Source organism: Sphingobacterium composti (assembly GCF_009829075.1).
GTDB lineage: Bacteria > Bacteroidota > Bacteroidia > Sphingobacteriales > Sphingobacteriaceae > Sphingobacterium > Sphingobacterium composti.
The window spans coordinates 1-17350 of record NZ_WUQZ01000011.1 but is presented as its reverse complement, the minus strand read 5'-3'; the positions used below and the strand labels follow the sequence as shown (position 1 = coordinate 17350).

Sequence of the window (17350 nt, the reverse complement as noted above, 5' to 3'; positions counted from 1 at the left end):
TTATAACTTTGTAGTCTTTTATATTAAGCTATGTTAGATTTATTGCATACTACTAAAACGCATGATGAGGCTCGCCAAGGTGAGGCGGTGGAGTTGGCTCCAACTGGGAAAGCTGATGGTAGAAAATTATATATTGAGAGCTATGGTTGTCAGATGAATTTCTCTGATAGTGAGATTGTAGCCTCTATTTTGATAGACCAAGGATTCGAAACGACTAAAGATTACAAAGAAGCGGATGTTGTATTCATCAACACATGTTCTATCCGTGAAAACGCAGAACAACGTGTACGTAATCGTCTGAAAGAATTCGAAGCTGCCAAAGCAAAAAATCCAGGATTAGTTGTGGGTGTTTTAGGCTGTATGGCTGAGCGTTTGAAATCTAAATTTTTGGAAGAAGAAAAATTGGTGGATGTGGTTGTAGGACCAGATGCTTACCGTGACCTTCCAAACTTAATTAATAAAGTCGAAGATGGTAATAAAGCAGTAAATGTATTATTATCAAGAGAAGAAACTTACGCAGATATTAGCCCAATTCGTTTGAATTCAAACGGCGTATCGGCATTTATATCTATTATGCGTGGCTGTGACAATATGTGTTCATTCTGTGTTGTGCCTTTTACACGTGGTCGTGAACGTAGTCGTGATGCGGTTTCTATTGTTAAAGAAGCACAAGATTTATTTAATGCTGGATATAGAGAAGTAACTTTATTGGGTCAAAATGTTGACTCGTATAAATACACACCAAAAGTAGAAGAAGGTCAAGAGCCGGAAGCTACTATCAATTTTGCCAACTTATTGGAACTAGTAGCTCAAGTAAGTCCAGAGTTACGTATTCGTTTTTCAACTTCGCATCCAAAAGATATTACGGATGAAGTGTTGTATACGATGGCTAAATACGAAAATATTTGTAAATACATTCACTTACCAGTTCAGTCGGGCAACTCGCGTGTATTGGAATTGATGAATCGTACTTATGATAGAGAGTGGTACATGGAGCGTGTGGACGCTATTCGTCGCATCATGCCAGATTGTGCTATTTCTACAGATGTCATTACTGGTTTCTGTACAGAGACAGAGGAAGAACATGCTGAGACATTGTCTATGATGGATTATGTGAAATATGATTTCGCATATATGTTTGCATACTCGGAGCGTCCGGGAACTTTAGCGGCTAAACGTTATGAAGATGATATTCCGGAAGATGTGAAAAAACGTCGTCTTACTGAAGTTGTTAATAAACAACAGATTCACAGTTTAGAGCGCATTTCGCAATATGTTGGAAAAGTACACAAAGTTTTGATTGAAGGTTTTTCAAAGCGTTCGGATCAGGATTATTGTGGCCGTAATGACCAAAATACCATGGTTGTTTTCCCTGTAGACCCACGTTACAAAGTTGGTGACTACGTAAATGTATTGGGCGAGAGCTGTACATCAGCAACATTAATTGGTAAAATCGTTGACTAACTATAAAAGTTAAAGTAACTGTGGATATTCAAGACATCAAAAATAGATTTGGTATTATTGGTAACTCACCGTTGCTGAATCGTGCCATCGATATTGCTCGACAAGTAGCCCCTACAGATATTTCTGTATTAATTCAAGGTGAAAGTGGTGCAGGTAAAGAGGTTTTTTCACATATCATTCATCAACTGAGTGCGCGTAAACATGGGCCATTCATTGCGGTGAACTGTGGAGCTATTCCTGAAGGAACCATTGATTCTGAGCTTTTTGGTCACGAAAAAGGTTCGTTTACAGGAGCGCATGAGGCACGTAAAGGATATTTTGAAGTCGTAGATGGCGGAACTATCTTTTTGGATGAAGTAGGTGAAATGCCATTGAATACACAAGCACGTTTGTTGCGTATTTTGGAATCTGGCGAATATATTCGTGTTGGTTCTTCAAAGGTGCAAAAAACAAATGTTCGTGTAGTCGCTGCTACGAATGTAGATGTTTTCAATGCCGTACAAAAAGGGAAATTCAGAGAGGATTTGTATTATCGTCTGAATACTGTTCCGTTGCGTATTCCATCATTGCGTGAGCGCAAAGAAGATATTTTCTTGTTGTTTCGCAAGTTCGTGGTGGATTTCGCTGACAAATATAGAACACCTGGGGTTCAGCTAACTCCAGATGCTCAAGAGCTTTTGGCAAATTATTCATGGCCGGGAAATGTTCGTCAATTGAAAAATGTTGCCGAGCAAATTGCTATTTTGGAGAAAGAAAGAACGATTGACGCTGCAATATTAAGCAGATATATTCCTACTGAAGCCACAAAATCGTCTTTGCCTGTTTTTGTCAAAGATCAGTCGAAAGAAGATTTTTCTGAAAGAGATATCCTATATAAAGTCCTTTTTGATATGAAAAAGGATATGGTGGATTTAAAAAAGTTGGTAGTTGAGTTAATACAAAATGGTGTGAATCCTTCATCATTTGACGAAAACTCACAGTATATCAACCAACTGTATAATGAAGTAAAACCAGTGGCTACACAATTATATTCCCATGAGGAAATAGGTGTTACCCCTACAATAATTCATAATCCATCCTCAAATAATACTTCAAGTGGGTCGAATTACGTTTCTTTAGATACACAAGATGTAGAAGAAGTAGAAGAATCCTTATCTTTAGTGGATAAAGAATCTGATCTTATAAAAAAGGCACTAAAAAAACACAAAGGTAAGCGTAAAGCTGCAGCACAAGAATTGGGCATTTCTGAGCGAACTTTGTACAGAAAAATTAAAGACTTAAACTTAGAATAGAACTATCATTTATGTATCGTATTCGATTAAAATTGCAAGTAGCAATATGTGCGTTTTTGAGTCTATTGACAGTGAGCTGTGGTGTAAAATACAGTTTTACAGGAGGTTCAATTCCTAAGGATATGAAGACATACAGTGTGTTGTATTTTGAAAATCTTGCTCCATTAGTATATACTACATTAAGTCAAAATTTTACGGAAGGTTTAAAAGAACGAATTCGTACACAATCAACCTTGAGTCAAGTTAATGCCGATGGAGATGCTATTTTTGAAGGCGTCATTACCGGATATAATATTACGCCTGCATCAGTCGGTGCAGGAAATAATGATCGAGCGCAGAACAGTAGGTTGACTATAACTGTTAAAGTAAAATACACAAACAAGCTTGATCAAACTGGAGAAAGTGATTTTGAAGAAAGTTTTACACAATTCAAAGAGTTTCCGGGTTCTGACGTCACATCTTATGAGGCTAGATTGAACGAAGAAATCATAAAAATGTTAACAGAGGATATTTACAATCGCGCATTTGCTAATTGGTAATCATGGATACACTTTCTACCTTGAATAAGACTTATCACACGCAATTCAAGCAAGCTCTACAAGATCCTACACGCTTAAGTGAAGAAGAATTGTTAGAGCTGCTCCTCAAATATCCATATTCTCAGCCCTTGGTTTTTGCATATGAACGTCGTAAAAATCTACTCAATCAGCAATCTCCAAACAAGGAATTGGCATTATTATATGCGCATAGTGAGAGTTGGCTGATGAATTATGTGAATAAACCAGTACGTCAAGATGCTCAGCCTGCTGAAAGGTACTTTGTTGAAAAAGACTCTCCTAACATTCAGCATGGGGAAGCCCATTCATTTGAGAATAATATACCGCAAGAGGAAATTACAGAAGAGAAAGCTCAGCCAATTGTGCAAGAGAGAACACTCACTAGTGAAATTGTAAATTTAGACTGTCCTATTGAATCATCAGATGAATCTTCAAATAATACATACGTAGACGAAGATTTTGAAAACTATCAAGAATTAATAGAGAAGGATAGTCATCTCGTAGAAGAGGAAACAAGAACTGAAGAAGAAACTTCTACTCCCGATCTTGAAGAAGATTCAAAAGAAAATGAAGACCTAGAACTTGACCGATTGGTTCATGAAGGTAGTGTAATGGGCAATTACTTCGTTTTTGATTCTTTTGAAAACAAAGACATTCAAGAAATAGTTGATGCAAAAGAAGAATCACCTGCAATTACAGCTTTAGAAGAAAAAGATGATGTCAGTCTTTATAATGACGATTTGATGCCATATAGTTTCCGTTGGTGGCTGCACAAGACTCGTTTGGAATATGCGGACACTTATCAACCTTATGCTGTTTCCAACTTGGGAATTGTAACCGCAAAACCAACTATCGATGTAACAAAAATTGAAGACTCTATTTTAGATCAACAGATTAAGGAAAATATTATTCATTTTCAGGATCCCGAAGAAAAGTTAAGCGAGGAAGTTAAAAAAAAACCTATAGTGCCAGTTCCTCCGAAGAAAGGTTCTGATATTATTGAAAAGTTTATACAAAAAGACCCTATTATTCAGCCTCCTTCCCCAGAAAACATTAACAATGAAAATATGGCAAGACAGAGTGCTGAGGACAATTATTTGTTAGTGACTGAAACTCTAGCAAACATTTATATAGATCAGGGGCTAAATCAAAAAGCCATTGAGGTATTCAGAAAATTAATTTTGAAATATCCAGAAAAAAAATCGTATTTTGCGACCCGAATTGAAGAATTAGAAAAGAACATATAATTAAAAGCATATAAAGAAATGACTACATTATTCATCGTCTTAATTATTATCGTTAGTATTTTGCTTTCACTAATCGTGTTAATCCAAAATCCAAAAGGTGGAGGTTTATCATCAGGTTTTGCAGGTGGCAGCAATTTAATGGGGGTACAACGTACAGGCGATTTTTTAGAAAAAGGAACATGGACATTAGTAATTTTATTAATGGTATTTAGTTTAGCTATTAATATTCTAGGTCCTTCAGGCAGTGCATCAAGAGGTAGCTTATCAGATCAAATCGAAGCTCCTGCTACTGCTCCAAGATTAAATTTAAATTCAGCTCCAGTTCAAGAATCGTCACCTGCTACATCAGCACCTGACTCAAGTAAATAATAATTGGACAAAAAGTATATTAAGCTTCGCAAACCGCGAGGCTTTTTTGTTTTACAATATACTGTCATCGTGACACCGTGTCAGTGGGTTCATCTGTCAATTTATAGCTTCAAAATGAAAAAATGACAAGGAATATGAACAAAATTGATTTGGCATAGTTGATGTTGTACTATAAGCAAACAAATAATAAAACTAAAAAACTATATAAGATTATGGCGTTAAATATTAAACCTATCGGAGACAGAGTAGTAGTAGAAGCTGCTCCTGCAGAAGAAAAAACGGCTTCTGGATTATACATTCCAGATACAGCTAAAGAAAAACCATCTCAAGGAACTGTAGTAGCTGTTGGTTCAGGTAAACCTGATGAACCTTTGACTGTAGCAGTAGGTGACAAAGTGTTGTACGGTAAATATGCTGGTACAGAAATCACTTACGAAGGAAAAGAATATTTAATTATGCGTGAATCTGATATCTACGCAGTTCTTTAATCAATTAATCAATCTACTTTAAAAAGGATGAGATCGTAATTTTTATTATCAAATTCTTAAAAAACAATTAATCAAAAATGGCAAAACAAGTAAAATATAATGTAGAGGCTCGTGAAGCACTTAAAAAAGGTGTAGACACATTAGCTAATGCGGTAAAAGTAACTTTAGGTCCTAAAGGTCGTAACGTAATTATCGAGAAAAAATTTGGTTCACCTGCTATCACTAAAGATGGTGTATCTGTTGCTAAAGAAATCGAATTAAAAGATGCTTTAGAAAACATGGGTGCTCAAATGGTAAAAGAAGTTGCATCTAAAACTGCTGACCAAGCAGGTGATGGTACTACTACAGCTACTGTATTAGCGCAAGCAATCGTTGCTCCAGGTATCAAATCTGTAGCTGCTGGAGCTAACCCTATGGACTTAAAACGTGGTATTGACAAAGCTGTTGCTGCGGTTGTAGCTAACTTGAAAGCTCAATCTCAAACTGTAGGTCAAGACAACAATAAAATCAAACAAGTAGCTTCAATATCTGCTAATAATGACGAAGTAATCGGTTCATTGATCGCTGAAGCTATGGAAAAAGTAGGTAACGATGGTGTTATCACTGTAGAAGAAGCAAAAGGTACGGAGACAGAAGTAAAAACTGTAGAAGGTATGCAATTCGACCGTGGTTATTTATCTCCATATTTCGTTACAAACTCAGACAAAATGGAAGCGGAATTAGAAAGTCCTTACATTTTGATCTACGATAAGAAAATCAGTAACATGAAAGAATTGTTACCGATTTTAGAAAAACAAGTTCAAACTGGTAAACCATTGTTGATCATCGCTGAAGACTTAGACGGCGAAGCGTTAGCTACATTAGTAGTAAACAAAATCCGTGGTTCATTGAAAGTTGCTGCTGTAAAAGCTCCAGGTTTCGGTGACCGTCGTAAAGCTATGTTAGAAGATATCGCAATCTTAACTGGTGGTACTGTTATCTCTGAAGAAAGAGGTTACAAATTAGAAAACGCAACTTTAGAAGACTTAGGTCAAGCTGAAAAAGTAGTTGTAGACAAAGATAACACAACAGTAATCAACGGTTCTGGTAATGCTGAAGACATCAAAGCTCGTGTTGCGCAAATCCGTTCTCAAATCGAAACTACTACTTCTGATTATGATCGTGAGAAATTGCAAGAACGTTTAGCAAAATTATCAGGTGGTGTTGCTGTTCTTTATGTAGGTGCTACTACTGAGGTAGAGATGAAAGAGAAAAAAGACCGTGTTGATGATGCCTTACACGCTACTCGTGCAGCAGTTGAAGAAGGTATTGTAGCTGGTGGTGGTGTTGCTTTCATCCGTGCTACTGAAGCATTGAAAGACTTACGTGGCGATAACGAAGATGAAAACATCGGTATCGACATCATCAAACGCGCTATCGAAGAACCTTTACGTCAAATCTGTTTCAATGCAGGTATTGAAGGTGCAGTAATCGTTCAAAAAGTAAAAGAAGGTACTGCTGACTTTGGTTACAACGCTCGTACTGACGTATTCGAAAACTTAATTGGTGCTGGTGTTATCGACCCAACTAAAGTTTCTCGTGTAGCGTTAGAAAATGCAGCTTCTGTAGCTTCAATGTTATTAACTACAGAATGTGTATTAGCTGACGAACCAGAAGAAAATGCTGGTGCTGGTGCTCCTCCAATGGGTGGTGGCATGGGCGGAATGATGTAATATTATTCTAATCCTATATATAAACGGGCTTCAATTAATTAAATTGAAGCCCGTTTTAGTTTAAGGGATATTGTTAAATCGAATAACGTATCCATTTAAAGTTACCAAATAAAAAATAAGGTAATAATCCCTCATTTTTTTATTTTAATCACTGAAAATCTGTATCGTATTTTCAGGACTAGTCATCTATTTCTTAAAAGTCCATTGGACATAGTTGATATTTTTATCTACAGCCAAATATTTCCGCTCGTAATAAGTCTTAATAGAAAGCACATTATCCACCAAATCTGATTTATATAAATCTGTAGTCTCTTTGAATTTCGTCAGATCCATTGCCTCTATCTGCTCCAAAGTGTATGCATAGAAACCATCATTATCAGTTTTCAGATGCATAATACCATTATCTTTCAAAATAAATTTATAACGCTCTAAGAAGTTAGGATTTGTCAAACGCTTCTTCTCACGACTATCCTGTGGTTGCGGATCAGGGAAAGTAATCCAAATCTCCGTAACTTCATTCTCGTCAAAATGTTCTAGAATTGTTTCAATCTGAATACGTAAGAAACCAACATTTTTGATTCCTTCTTCTAAGGCAGTTTTAGCACCACGCCAGATTCGATTACCCTTATAATCAACCCCAATGAAATTATACTCAGGAAACATCTTCGCAAGATTCACCGTATATTCCCCTTTTCCACATGCTAATTCCAAGATAATTGGTTTATCATTATCAAAGAACTTGGAAGCCCATTTTCCCTTATATTCAAATCCTGCATCGAGTTGCACCACATTTTGAAATGTCGCTACCTCAGCAAACTTTCTTAATTTATCCTTACCCATAACATATATTAAGTCGCAAAAATAACCTTATGTTGGCAGTTATTCAACTATTTACTACGGAAATTGAAAAGAGTTAATGCTATATCTAAAATAAAAAATCTCTTTAACAGAGATTCAGTATTTATGGTTCATATTTTAAAATGCAAGAACTAATATGTCTCACTATCGGGAGGAATACCAAAGTTTAAATTATCCTGCTCTTCAATGGGTTTTATATTTTTATGTTTCTTCTTTGATTTTTTTGGACGAATATAGTCCGCAATTTTTCCAACAAAAGAATTTACTTTATCCTTGTTAAGTTGCCCTACAGCGCCTTCCGATGCCAATAAAACTAAAGATTTTTTGAGCCATCCGCTATTCTTCAAAAGTGTTCTATTTAACACTAAAGGAAGTGCAAGCTGTGTTATTTTAGTCAACCAATCAGATTTACCATCCGAAAAATCTGAATGACCCTTGTCCTTTCCAAAAGATGAGAACAATCCTTTTATTAAACTCACACCAGGAAGATTAGAAGCTACGGCACCTACAATTCGTGATGGGGTTTGAACCTTGTTTTTGAGAAGTTTGTATTGATCACCCAAATATAGTTCCTGTTCTAGGCGCAATCGACTAAGACGTACAAGCTCATTTTTGAGCTCTTCAGAATTATTAATATTTACTTTCATGATCAATCTCTTTTTCAAAAATATCCTTTACAGTAGTACTAGCACCTTCAGGAGCCTTGTATTCTTGTTTTCTTTGCGATTCTTCACGTTCCATTTCTGCAATAAAATCTTCTTCTTCGTTCCATTTGCCAAGAATCTTCTTTATAGTTAAATCCATAAATTTAGCTTCTAACTTTGGCTCAATTGCTCTGACAATTAATAGAATTATCAAAAATATCCCGCCTGTTGCTAAAAAGCCTAGTGAATAACTACCTAACAACTCCCCCAACCAAAATCCTAATGCCAAAGACCAAAAGAAAATAATTGCTAAGGCAAGCATTAGTTTTGAAACATCAAGCACTATCGCTCCTATGATACGTGAAGATTTCGAAATCGCTTTTAACTTCAAAATCTCCAACTGTGTATCTACATACTCTTTGGTCTTCTGAAAACTACCCGAAAAGGAAAATTTTTGTTCTTCCATTCATTAATTTTTTAAAAGCTAGAAGCCAGTTATTACTTCCAGCTTGTATAATTACCATTACAGAATTGCTAGTTACGCGTGTTCTACGATCTCATCGTCAATAATTTCTTCTGCCTTTGCTGCTTTATTTTTAACAGAAGCCATTACTTTATCTTTTAAATCATTCAATGAATCGATTTGCTGCTCCGCACGTTCTTTGATTGCATCTGCCAAATCTGCTAATGAATCATTAATTTTATCACGTGTCTCTGAACCTTTCTCTGGTGCAAATAATAATCCCAAAACTGCACCTGCCGCCAAACCAGCTAATAATGCTGTAACTACTTTTCCGCTGTCTTTCATTATTTCGTTGTATTAATTTTTTAAATAAATCACTTACTATATAAACACTAAAACTTCCAAAACGTTTAAAAATAAAAATATTTTTTCTGCTCTATGTCAAAATAAGGTTTTTATTACAAATCATCAAAAACAAGACCAAAACCATTTTGAAATATCATTTCAATGCAAATAATTTTCCTTAAATTTAACAAACCAATTAATCACACTATGCTTGTAAAGACTTTTGGAAGTGCCGTATATGGTATTGAAGCAACAACAATAACTGTTGAAGTAAATGTGTCCACTGGAACAAAGTACTATATTGTAGGATTGCCAGATAATGCTGTCAAAGAAAGTTTACAACGCATTGAAAGTGCCATTATGTCTATAGGTTACCGTATGCCAAGGCAAAAAATAGTTGTTAATCTTGCTCCAGCGGATATTCGCAAGGAAGGATCCTCTTACGATTTGTCTATCGCGATTGGGATTTTAGCCGCTTCTAATCAGATCAATGCAGAAGAAATAGAAAAGTATATCATATTAGGTGAATTATCCTTAGATGGAGCTATTCAGCCCATAAAAGGAGCTTTACCTATCGCTGTACAAGCAAAGAAAGATGGATTTAGCGGTATTATTCTCCCATCGGTGAATGCTAAATAAGCAGCAATCGTAGCGGATTTAAATATTTATGGCATTGACAATCTATACGATGTAGTCGATTTTTTTGAAAATAAAATTACTGTTGAGCCAACCTTGGTCAATATCAACGAAGAATTTGAACGGAATATCAATAGTTATGAAGTAGATTTTGCGGATGTAAAAGGGCAAGAAAATATCAAAAGAGCATTGGAAATTGCTGCCGCAGGTGGTCACAATGTAATTCTAATCGGTCCACCAGGTGCAGGTAAGACAATGCTAGCTAAAAGGTTGCCGACAATTCTTCCACCGTTGACCATAGATGAATCATTAGAAACGACTAAAATTCATTCTGTTGCCGGCACCTTGCCTACGGCAGAATCTCTAATGACTACACGTCCTTTCCGCAACCCACACCACACCATTTCGGACGTCGCTCTAGTCGGTGGCGGAACTCATCCACAGCCTGGTGAAATATCCCTAGCACATAATGGCGTACTGTTTTTGGATGAATTACCTGAATTCAAAAGAACAGTATTAGAAGTTATGCGGCAACCTTTAGAATCCAGAAACATTACTATTTCAAGATCAAAGTTTACTGTAGATTATCCAGCGAGCTTTATGCTCATAGCAGCTATGAATCCTTGCCCTTGCGGATATTATAATCATCCTGAGAAAGAATGTATTTGCGGAATGGCTTTAGTCCAACGTTATCTCAGCAAAATTTCGGGTCCTCTACTTGATAGAATAGATCTACATGTAGAAGTAACTCCAATAGAATTTAATGAATTAGCTTCGACGAGAAAGAGTGAAAACAGTAAACATATACGCGAGCGCGTAATACAAGCAAGATTAATTCAAGCGAGACGGTTTGAAAATAATCCGAATGTGCATTGCAATGCACAAATGAGTTCTAAAGCAGTACGTGAAGTTTGTATAATTTCGGATGCTGGTCAGCAACTTTTAAAAAATGCCATGGAAAGATTGAATCTTTCGGCTAGAGCTTATGATAGAATTTTGAAAGTCGCACATACAATCGCTGACATGGAAAATTCTGAACCTATCGAAAATCAACATCTAGCTGAAGCTATTCAATTCAGAAGTTTGGATCGCGAAAGTTGGGCTGGATAATCTCTTAGAACTGATCAATAAAATGCCTGATAATCCAAGGATGAATAAGTATAGTGATTAATAATCCAGCCAAAGCTCCAAATAAGTGAGCGTCGTGATTAATACGATCGTTTGAATTTTTGGAAGCCCACATGCAGTAGCCAATGTACAATACAGCGAATAGATAAGCTGGCATAGGGATAATCAAAAATATACCCAACATCGCTTTGGGCTCAAATAAAATAAATCCAAATAGCACTGCAGATATAGCCCCCGAAGCGCCTAAACTAAAATAGCCTGGATTATTTTTTTGCTGTATAATAGTCGGAATATCACTCAGTACCAGACTTACAATATACAATAACGCGAAGTACAGATGACCAATTTCTCCATTTACGGCTACAAAATACTTTTCCAAAGAAAATCCAAAGAAATAGAAAGTAATCATATTGAACAATAAATGCCCCCAATCTGCATGCACAAGACCACTAGTAAACACCGTGTATGATTTGCTTTTGTCACGATGAATACTATATGGATGTAGCATCATTCTCCCTAATATTTCAGGATTGGAAAAAGCATAAATACTAGATGCCACTGTAATAGCAAATATAAAACTCGCTACTGGAGTTTGTAGAATATAATCTTGAATCATAAAAAATTAGAATCGATCTTCAATCAGAAATACGTATAAATCTTTTGGGCCATGTGCACCAAGTACCAACATCTTTTCGATATCAGCAGTACGACTCGGTCCTGTAATTGTAGTAAGCATGGAAGGCATATTGTTACCATATTTTTCTTTAACCAAAGAAAGCCCATGGCGAATATCCATCACAAGTTGAGAAGCTTTCGCAAATACAATATGCACTGGTGGATATATACTCAAGCGACGCCCTCCTGCATTCGCATTTGAAATCATTATACTACCATTACGTGCTATAAGTGCTTCACAAGTTGTAATACCAACCTCTGCTGCTTGAAAATCAGTATCTGTACGTAAAAAAGGGAAACCGTAAGTATTTAAAAGCTCTTGAACTGAAGGCTCCCAAGCAAAAATTTTACTTACACCAAGCTCTTCTACCAATGCAATTAAATTTTCAATAACCGCAATTTCGCCATCGCAATAAACAAATTTGCCTGATACATTGGTGAATTCACGCGCAAAAGTGATATCCAACCCATCCTCTTCATCATTATACAAAGGAGAGTCTTCGAAATCTGGATTAGGATTATCACGCTTATCCAACAGCGCTTGTCTGATGCCTTTAAGCATGCGTTCTTTTGCAGTAGTATTACGGATATTCATTTCAACAATAAAATAGGTGTGCCATAGACACACCTTATTAATTACTTTTCTTCGTCGCTTAATGTTGACGAATTAACTTCTGGCTGTGTGGTTTGCTCTGGTAATGGAGGTAAGGGCAATTCCGTTTGAGGAACACCACCGCCGTCCGCACCACCATTCACAAACTCATCGTAAGTGGTTCTATTCGCAAAAGGACGCTTGCCAAGAATTTCTTCTAAATCTGCTTGAAATAGGATTTCCTTTTCCAAAAGCTTCTCCGCAATCTTAATAAGTCCATCTTGATTTTCCAACAACAATTCTTTTGTACGATCGTACACTGCTGTGATTAAATTGCGAACTTCTTCGTCAATCAATTGCGCAGTTTGATCAGAATATGGCTTTTGGAATTGAGACTCACCCGAACTATCATTGAATGAAACATTACCAACTTTATCGTTCATACCGTAGACCGCAGTCATAGCATAAGCTAATTTAGTAATACGCTCTAAGTCATTTTGAGCACCCGTACTGATACGACCAAATGTAATATCTTCCGCTACACGTCCACCCATCGTCATACACATGCTATCAATCAACTGCTCGGTAGTATACAAAAACTGCTCTTTGGGCAAATATTGCGCATATCCTAATGCAGCAACACCACGTGGAACAATAGAAACTTTTACCAAAGGATCTGCATGCTCCAAGAACCAACCTGCAATAGCATGCCCTGCCTCATGATAAGCTACAATCTTTTTCTCTTCTGGTGAGATAATTTTATTTTTCTTCTCGAGACCTCCAATTACTCTATCAATGGCATCTTGAAAATCTTGCATTTCTACAGCTGGCTTTCCTTTTCGAGCAGCGATTAAAGCCGCTTCATTACATACATTGGCAATCTCGGCTCCCGCAAATCCAGGTGTTTGTGCAGAAAGCTTCTTCGCGTCAACTTCTTCTGCCAACTTAATAGGTTTCAAATGCACATTAAATATATGCTCACGACCAATCAAATCAGGTTTATCAATAGAAATTTGTCTATCAAAACGACCTGGACGCAATAACGCTTGATCCAATACATCAAGTCGGTTGGTAGCAGCCAAGATGATAACACCAAGATTAGTTCCGAAACCATCCATTTCTACCAATAATTGGTTTAATGTATTTTCACGTTCGTCATTTCCTCCCATTACAGAGTTTTTGCCGCGTGCTCTTCCTATTGCATCAATCTCATCAATAAAGATAATACATGGTGCCTTCTCTTTTGCTTGTTTAAATAAGTCACGTACACGAGATGCACCTACCCCCACAAACATTTCTACGAAATCAGAACCTGATAAAGAGAAAAATGGAACTTGCGCTTCTCCTGCTACGGCCTTAGCCAATAAGGTTTTACCTGTTCCTGGAGGACCTACTAACAATGCCCCTTTCGGAATTTTACCGCCTAAATCTGTATACTTTTTAGGATTTTTCAAAAAATCCACGATCTCCATCACCTCTGTCTTTGCTTCTTCAAGCCCAGCCACATCGTTGAAAGTAATGTTGATTTGCGATTCTTTATCAAATAACTGTGCTTTCGATTTGCCAATATTGAAGATCTGGCCGCCACCACCTGCACCACCGCCGCCCATGCGACGCATCAAAAACATCCAGATAGCAATAATAATTATTAATGGAAGAATAAATGAAATTATACTTCCCCATGGATTAGTCTTTTCACCCCATTCAATCGAAACTTTTGAAGCCCCCTCAGGTAATAATTTTTGAGATTCACTTAATTTTTGACTCAAAATATCAGCAGACCCTTCTGTAAAATAGTACTGTGGGGCTGTAGAGGTACTCAAAGCAATTTTATTTTCATCTGGAGCGACATCTTTATACTTTGGATCATCTTTTAACTTATCTGGTTTTATATAAACCTCAACCTCATAGATACTACCATTTTTTAAAGCAACTATTTTCTGAACATCGCCCGTAAGCAACATTTCCTTTTCAAATTTTTCATAGTTAATTTTCTTTGTAGCACTTGAACTATAAATATAATTCAAGGCAAAGAAACCCGCTATAATAGCGACATAAACCCAAATCATATTAAACTTGGGTGGTGTGGGAGTTACCTTTTTACTCGGAATTTTTTTCATTATATATTAAACGTCTCTAATCTAAAAATAATATATTAAGCACTCTTAAAACTTTCTACTTTGGCATCACCCCAAAGGTCTTCAATACGATAACGATCGCGTGTCTCTGTCTTGAAAATATGAACAACTACGTCTACAAAATCTAACAATATCCACTCACCATTTCCCTGTCCTTCTTTATGCCATGGATCTTGTCCTAATGCTTTGTAAACTTCATCTTCAACACTTTTAGCAATTGCATTTACTTGTACATTACTATCTGCATTGCATATAACGAAATAATCAGAAAGAGTCGAATTCACTTCTCGCATATCCATTTTCACTATATCCAAAGCTTTTTTCTCCTGCATCCCGTGCACCACGATATCTGCCAATTTGTTAGACAATTCTGAATTTTTCTTTTTACTCATTAAGAAATATTATAGTTTTACTGCGTATTTTTAATCTTTATCCTTTGCAAAATAACACATTTTTTGAAGATTCTGACCCAAATAGCATAATTGTTTTTGAGGAATTACCGTCTACGAATGATTATTTAAAAGAACTATTGTCAAAATTCAAGCCACTAGAACAATTCACTGTCATAATGGCAAAAAACCAGACAGCAGGCAAAGGACAACGCGGAAATACTTGGAATAGCGAACCAGACTCAAATCTTACCGCTAGCTTTCTAATTTCCCCTGAAAAGTTAGAAATTTCAAACCAATTTTCATTAACCGTCCTAGCAAGTCTTGCTGTTTATGACACTTTAAAGACCTTGGGTTTCCAAAAACTGTCGATTAAGTGGCCTAACGATATCATGATTGAAAACAAAAAGGTAGCTGGCATATTGATAGAAAACAAAATTGCAGGTACTTACATCAATCACAGCATCATAGGTATAGGTATAAATGTATATCAAAAACAATTTCCAAAAGATATTTCCGCTAAAACCTCGTCTTTGATTCTAGAAAAACAAGATTTCAATATAGAAATATTACAAATCGTAAAAATAATTCAAAAAAAATTAGCTGAATATTCCGCATTTTACCTCCAGAATATCGAGGAATCCCTTATAAGATATAACCGAAAATTATTCAGAAAAGATGAATCACACACTTATCTTTTTGAAGGAAATATGGTAGAGGCTACAATATTAGGTGTAGAAGGCGATGGATTGTTGAAAATAGAAATCGATAAAAATCCTTATAAGATTGATTTAAAAGGCATATCTTATATATTATAACAAATAATTTACTTGTAAAGTGTTTTTTATTAACCGTAAATTCGCATTAAACTTTTTGAGAAAAGAGAAGTCTTAAAATTAAATAGTAACTTAGAATTAGTATTTATATGAAAAAATTAGGTTTATTAATCGTTGCCCTAGTAATTACAATGACTGCAGCATTTGCTCAGGTTCAAACTCCAGTTAAATGGCAAGTTGCGTCAAAAAAAATTAACAGTAAAGAAGCCGTTGTATTAATTAAAGCAACTATCCAGAATGGATGGCACATATATGGACAAAATGTTCAAGACGGAGGTCCACTTCCGACGACTTTTGCCTTCAAAAATTCTAAAGACTTCACATTGAACGGAAAGCCTGTCGAAAATGTAAAGGCAAAAACTAAATATGAGGAAGTATTTAAAATGAATGTTCCTTACTTCACAAATGAAGTTGTTTTTCAACAAAAAGTAAAGCTTAATGGAAAACAAGCTTCAGTAAGCGGAACAGTTGAATTTATGGCTTGTGACAAAAACCAATGTTTGCCACCAGATGAATACAACTTCACTGTTGCTATAAAGTAAAATTTAAGACATATCAACTATAAAAGGCAGTTAATAACTGCCTTTTTTTTATTTTTACAACTTATCAAAGTTTATCATTTAAGATGAAAACCTATTTGTTTTCTTTAATCCTCCTAATTTTCATTAGTTTTCAGAATCAAACTATTGCTCAGGACACATTAGTCAATTTTGATGATGTCGAATTCTCCGATGGTAATTCAGCTGATACTAGTTTTGTTGATCTTAACGATGTTGAATTCTCTGACGGTAATGAGGAAGTCGCTTTAGGGCAGGATAGCGCTTCTCAAGATTCAACGCAGAACACGGCATCAACTGACTTGACTACAGATGCTTCCCAAAATGACACCTCCTTATGGGGAATCTTCATTGCGGGACTGTTAGGTGGTTTTGCAGCATTCTTTATGCCTTGTATTTTCCCGATGGTACCTTTGACAGTCAGTTTCTTTACCAAAAAAGCTGGTTCTCGCTCTAAAGCCGTATCACAAGCCTTTATGTATGGTTTGTTTATAATCGTTATTTATGTGGCTTTAGGGATGTTGATTACTATTGCATTTGGACCTGAAGCGCTGAATGAACTTTCTACCAACGGTATTTTCAATTTCTTCTTCTTCTTAATGTTAGTGGTATTTGCGACTTCATTTCTGGGAGCTTTTGAAATTACTTTGCCAAGTTCTTTTGTCAATAAAATAGATGCTAACTCGGACAAAAGTGGTCTTTTAGGTTTATTCTTTATGTCGGCTAGTTTAGCTGTAGTTTCTTTCTCTTGTACGGGACCTATTATCGGAACGCTATTGGTAGAAGCTGCAACACGTGGTGAAAGATTGGGCCCTGCTATCGGTATGTTAGGATTTTCATTAGCATTGGCTGTTCCATTTGTGCTATTCGCGATGTTCCCATCTATGCTGAAATCACTTCCAAAATCTGGAGGTTGGTTGAATAGTGTGAAGGTAGTTTTGGGTTTCTTAGAATTGGCTT

Annotated in this window: 18 protein-coding genes and 1 pseudogene; 11 read left to right on the top strand and 8 right to left on the bottom strand. The window is 36.2% G+C overall.

Annotated features, from left to right (window positions below; translation table 11 throughout):
- Positions 1-30 precede the first annotated feature (30 nt).
- The 7 genes from miaB (at position 31) to groL (ending at position 7129) form a co-directional block, all read left to right on the top strand.
- Complete coding sequence (gene miaB / locus GOQ17_RS08985; RefSeq protein WP_159636999.1) at positions 31-1464, top strand: tRNA (N6-isopentenyl adenosine(37)-C2)-methylthiotransferase MiaB; 1434 nt, start codon at positions 31-33, stop codon at positions 1462-1464.
- 20 nt (positions 1465-1484) lie between these two features.
- Positions 1485-2756, top strand: coding sequence for a sigma 54-interacting transcriptional regulator (locus tag GOQ17_RS08980; RefSeq protein WP_159636998.1), 1272 nt, complete (start codon positions 1485-1487; stop codon positions 2754-2756).
- 11 nt (positions 2757-2767) lie between these two features.
- On the top strand, positions 2768-3295 hold the full coding sequence (locus tag GOQ17_RS08975) for an LptE family protein (protein ID WP_159636997.1): 528 nt from the start codon (positions 2768-2770) through the stop codon (positions 3293-3295).
- A gap of 2 nt (positions 3296-3297) precedes the next feature.
- Positions 3298-4560, top strand: a complete 1263-nt coding sequence (locus tag GOQ17_RS08970; RefSeq protein WP_159636995.1) for a hypothetical protein — start codon at positions 3298-3300, stop codon at positions 4558-4560.
- 18 nt (positions 4561-4578) lie between these two features.
- The gene (secG, locus tag GOQ17_RS08965) at positions 4579-4929 is read left to right on the top strand and encodes a preprotein translocase subunit SecG (RefSeq protein WP_159636994.1); all 351 of its coding nucleotides are present in this window, start codon (positions 4579-4581) and stop codon (positions 4927-4929) included.
- A gap of 212 nt (positions 4930-5141) precedes the next feature.
- The gene (locus GOQ17_RS08960; RefSeq protein WP_159636993.1) at positions 5142-5417 is read left to right on the top strand and encodes a co-chaperone GroES; all 276 of its coding nucleotides are present in this window, start codon (positions 5142-5144) and stop codon (positions 5415-5417) included.
- A 77-nt stretch (positions 5418-5494) separates the two neighbouring features.
- Positions 5495-7129: a chaperonin GroEL gene (gene groL, locus GOQ17_RS08955; protein ID WP_159636992.1), complete on the top strand. Its 1635-nt coding sequence runs from the start codon at positions 5495-5497 to the stop codon at positions 7127-7129.
- 186 nt (positions 7130-7315) lie between these two features.
- Here the strand turns inward: groL and trmB are convergent, their stop codons facing one another.
- The 4 genes from trmB to GOQ17_RS08935 all read right to left on the bottom strand — a co-directional run bounded on the left by trmB (position 7316) and on the right by GOQ17_RS08935 (position 9439).
- A complete protein-coding gene (trmB, locus tag GOQ17_RS08950) occupies positions 7316-7969 on the bottom strand; it encodes a tRNA (guanosine(46)-N7)-methyltransferase TrmB (RefSeq protein ID WP_159636990.1) in 654 nt (217 codons plus the stop codon).
- A 149-nt stretch (positions 7970-8118) separates the two neighbouring features.
- Positions 8119-8634, bottom strand: a complete 516-nt coding sequence (locus tag GOQ17_RS08945) for a hypothetical protein (protein ID WP_236537108.1) — start codon at positions 8632-8634, stop codon at positions 8119-8121.
- Positions 8618-9097: a phage holin family protein gene (locus GOQ17_RS08940; protein WP_201288592.1), complete on the bottom strand. Its 480-nt coding sequence runs from the start codon at positions 9095-9097 to the stop codon at positions 8618-8620. The genes GOQ17_RS08945 and GOQ17_RS08940 overlap by 17 nt, the downstream gene beginning before the upstream one ends.
- 72 nt (positions 9098-9169) lie before the next feature.
- Positions 9170-9439: a YtxH domain-containing protein gene (locus GOQ17_RS08935; protein WP_159636989.1), complete on the bottom strand. Its 270-nt coding sequence runs from the start codon at positions 9437-9439 to the stop codon at positions 9170-9172.
- 207 nt (positions 9440-9646) lie between these two features.
- On the opposite strand from GOQ17_RS08935, the pseudogene GOQ17_RS08930 reads away from it, so the two are divergent.
- A pseudogene (locus tag GOQ17_RS08930) lies at positions 9647-11185 on the top strand (YifB family Mg chelatase-like AAA ATPase).
- Positions 11186-11189: 4 nt separating this feature from the next.
- On the opposite strand, the gene GOQ17_RS08925 reads toward GOQ17_RS08930, so the two are convergent.
- Genes GOQ17_RS08925 through rsfS form a run of 4 tightly spaced genes read right to left on the bottom strand, consistent with a single transcriptional unit; the run spans position 11190 to position 15000 of the window.
- Positions 11190-11819, bottom strand: coding sequence for a rhomboid family intramembrane serine protease (locus tag GOQ17_RS08925; protein ID WP_159636988.1), 630 nt, complete (start codon positions 11817-11819; stop codon positions 11190-11192).
- Positions 11820-11825: 6 nt separating this feature from the next.
- Positions 11826-12473: a LutC/YkgG family protein gene (locus GOQ17_RS08920; RefSeq protein WP_159636987.1), complete on the bottom strand. Its 648-nt coding sequence runs from the start codon at positions 12471-12473 to the stop codon at positions 11826-11828.
- 41 nt (positions 12474-12514) lie between these two features.
- The gene (gene ftsH / locus GOQ17_RS08915) at positions 12515-14590 is read right to left on the bottom strand and encodes an ATP-dependent zinc metalloprotease FtsH (RefSeq protein WP_159636986.1); all 2076 of its coding nucleotides are present in this window, start codon (positions 14588-14590) and stop codon (positions 12515-12517) included.
- A gap of 35 nt (positions 14591-14625) precedes the next feature.
- The gene (rsfS, locus tag GOQ17_RS08910) at positions 14626-15000 is read right to left on the bottom strand and encodes a ribosome silencing factor (RefSeq protein ID WP_159636984.1); all 375 of its coding nucleotides are present in this window, start codon (positions 14998-15000) and stop codon (positions 14626-14628) included.
- A 44-nt stretch (positions 15001-15044) separates the two neighbouring features.
- Between rsfS and GOQ17_RS08905 the strand changes: the two genes are divergently transcribed.
- From GOQ17_RS08905 to GOQ17_RS08895, 3 genes are all read left to right on the top strand, one after another.
- Positions 15045-15815 (top strand): biotin--[acetyl-CoA-carboxylase] ligase, encoded by a 771-nt coding sequence (locus GOQ17_RS08905; RefSeq protein WP_159636983.1) that lies wholly within the window; start codon positions 15045-15047, stop codon positions 15813-15815.
- 107 nt (positions 15816-15922) lie between these two features.
- Positions 15923-16375: a protein-disulfide reductase DsbD domain-containing protein gene (locus tag GOQ17_RS08900; protein WP_201288591.1), complete on the top strand. Its 453-nt coding sequence runs from the start codon at positions 15923-15925 to the stop codon at positions 16373-16375.
- 83 nt (positions 16376-16458) lie between these two features.
- On the top strand, positions 16459-17350 hold an 892-nt coding region (locus tag GOQ17_RS08895; RefSeq protein ID WP_317163268.1), incomplete at its 3' end, for a protein-disulfide reductase DsbD family protein.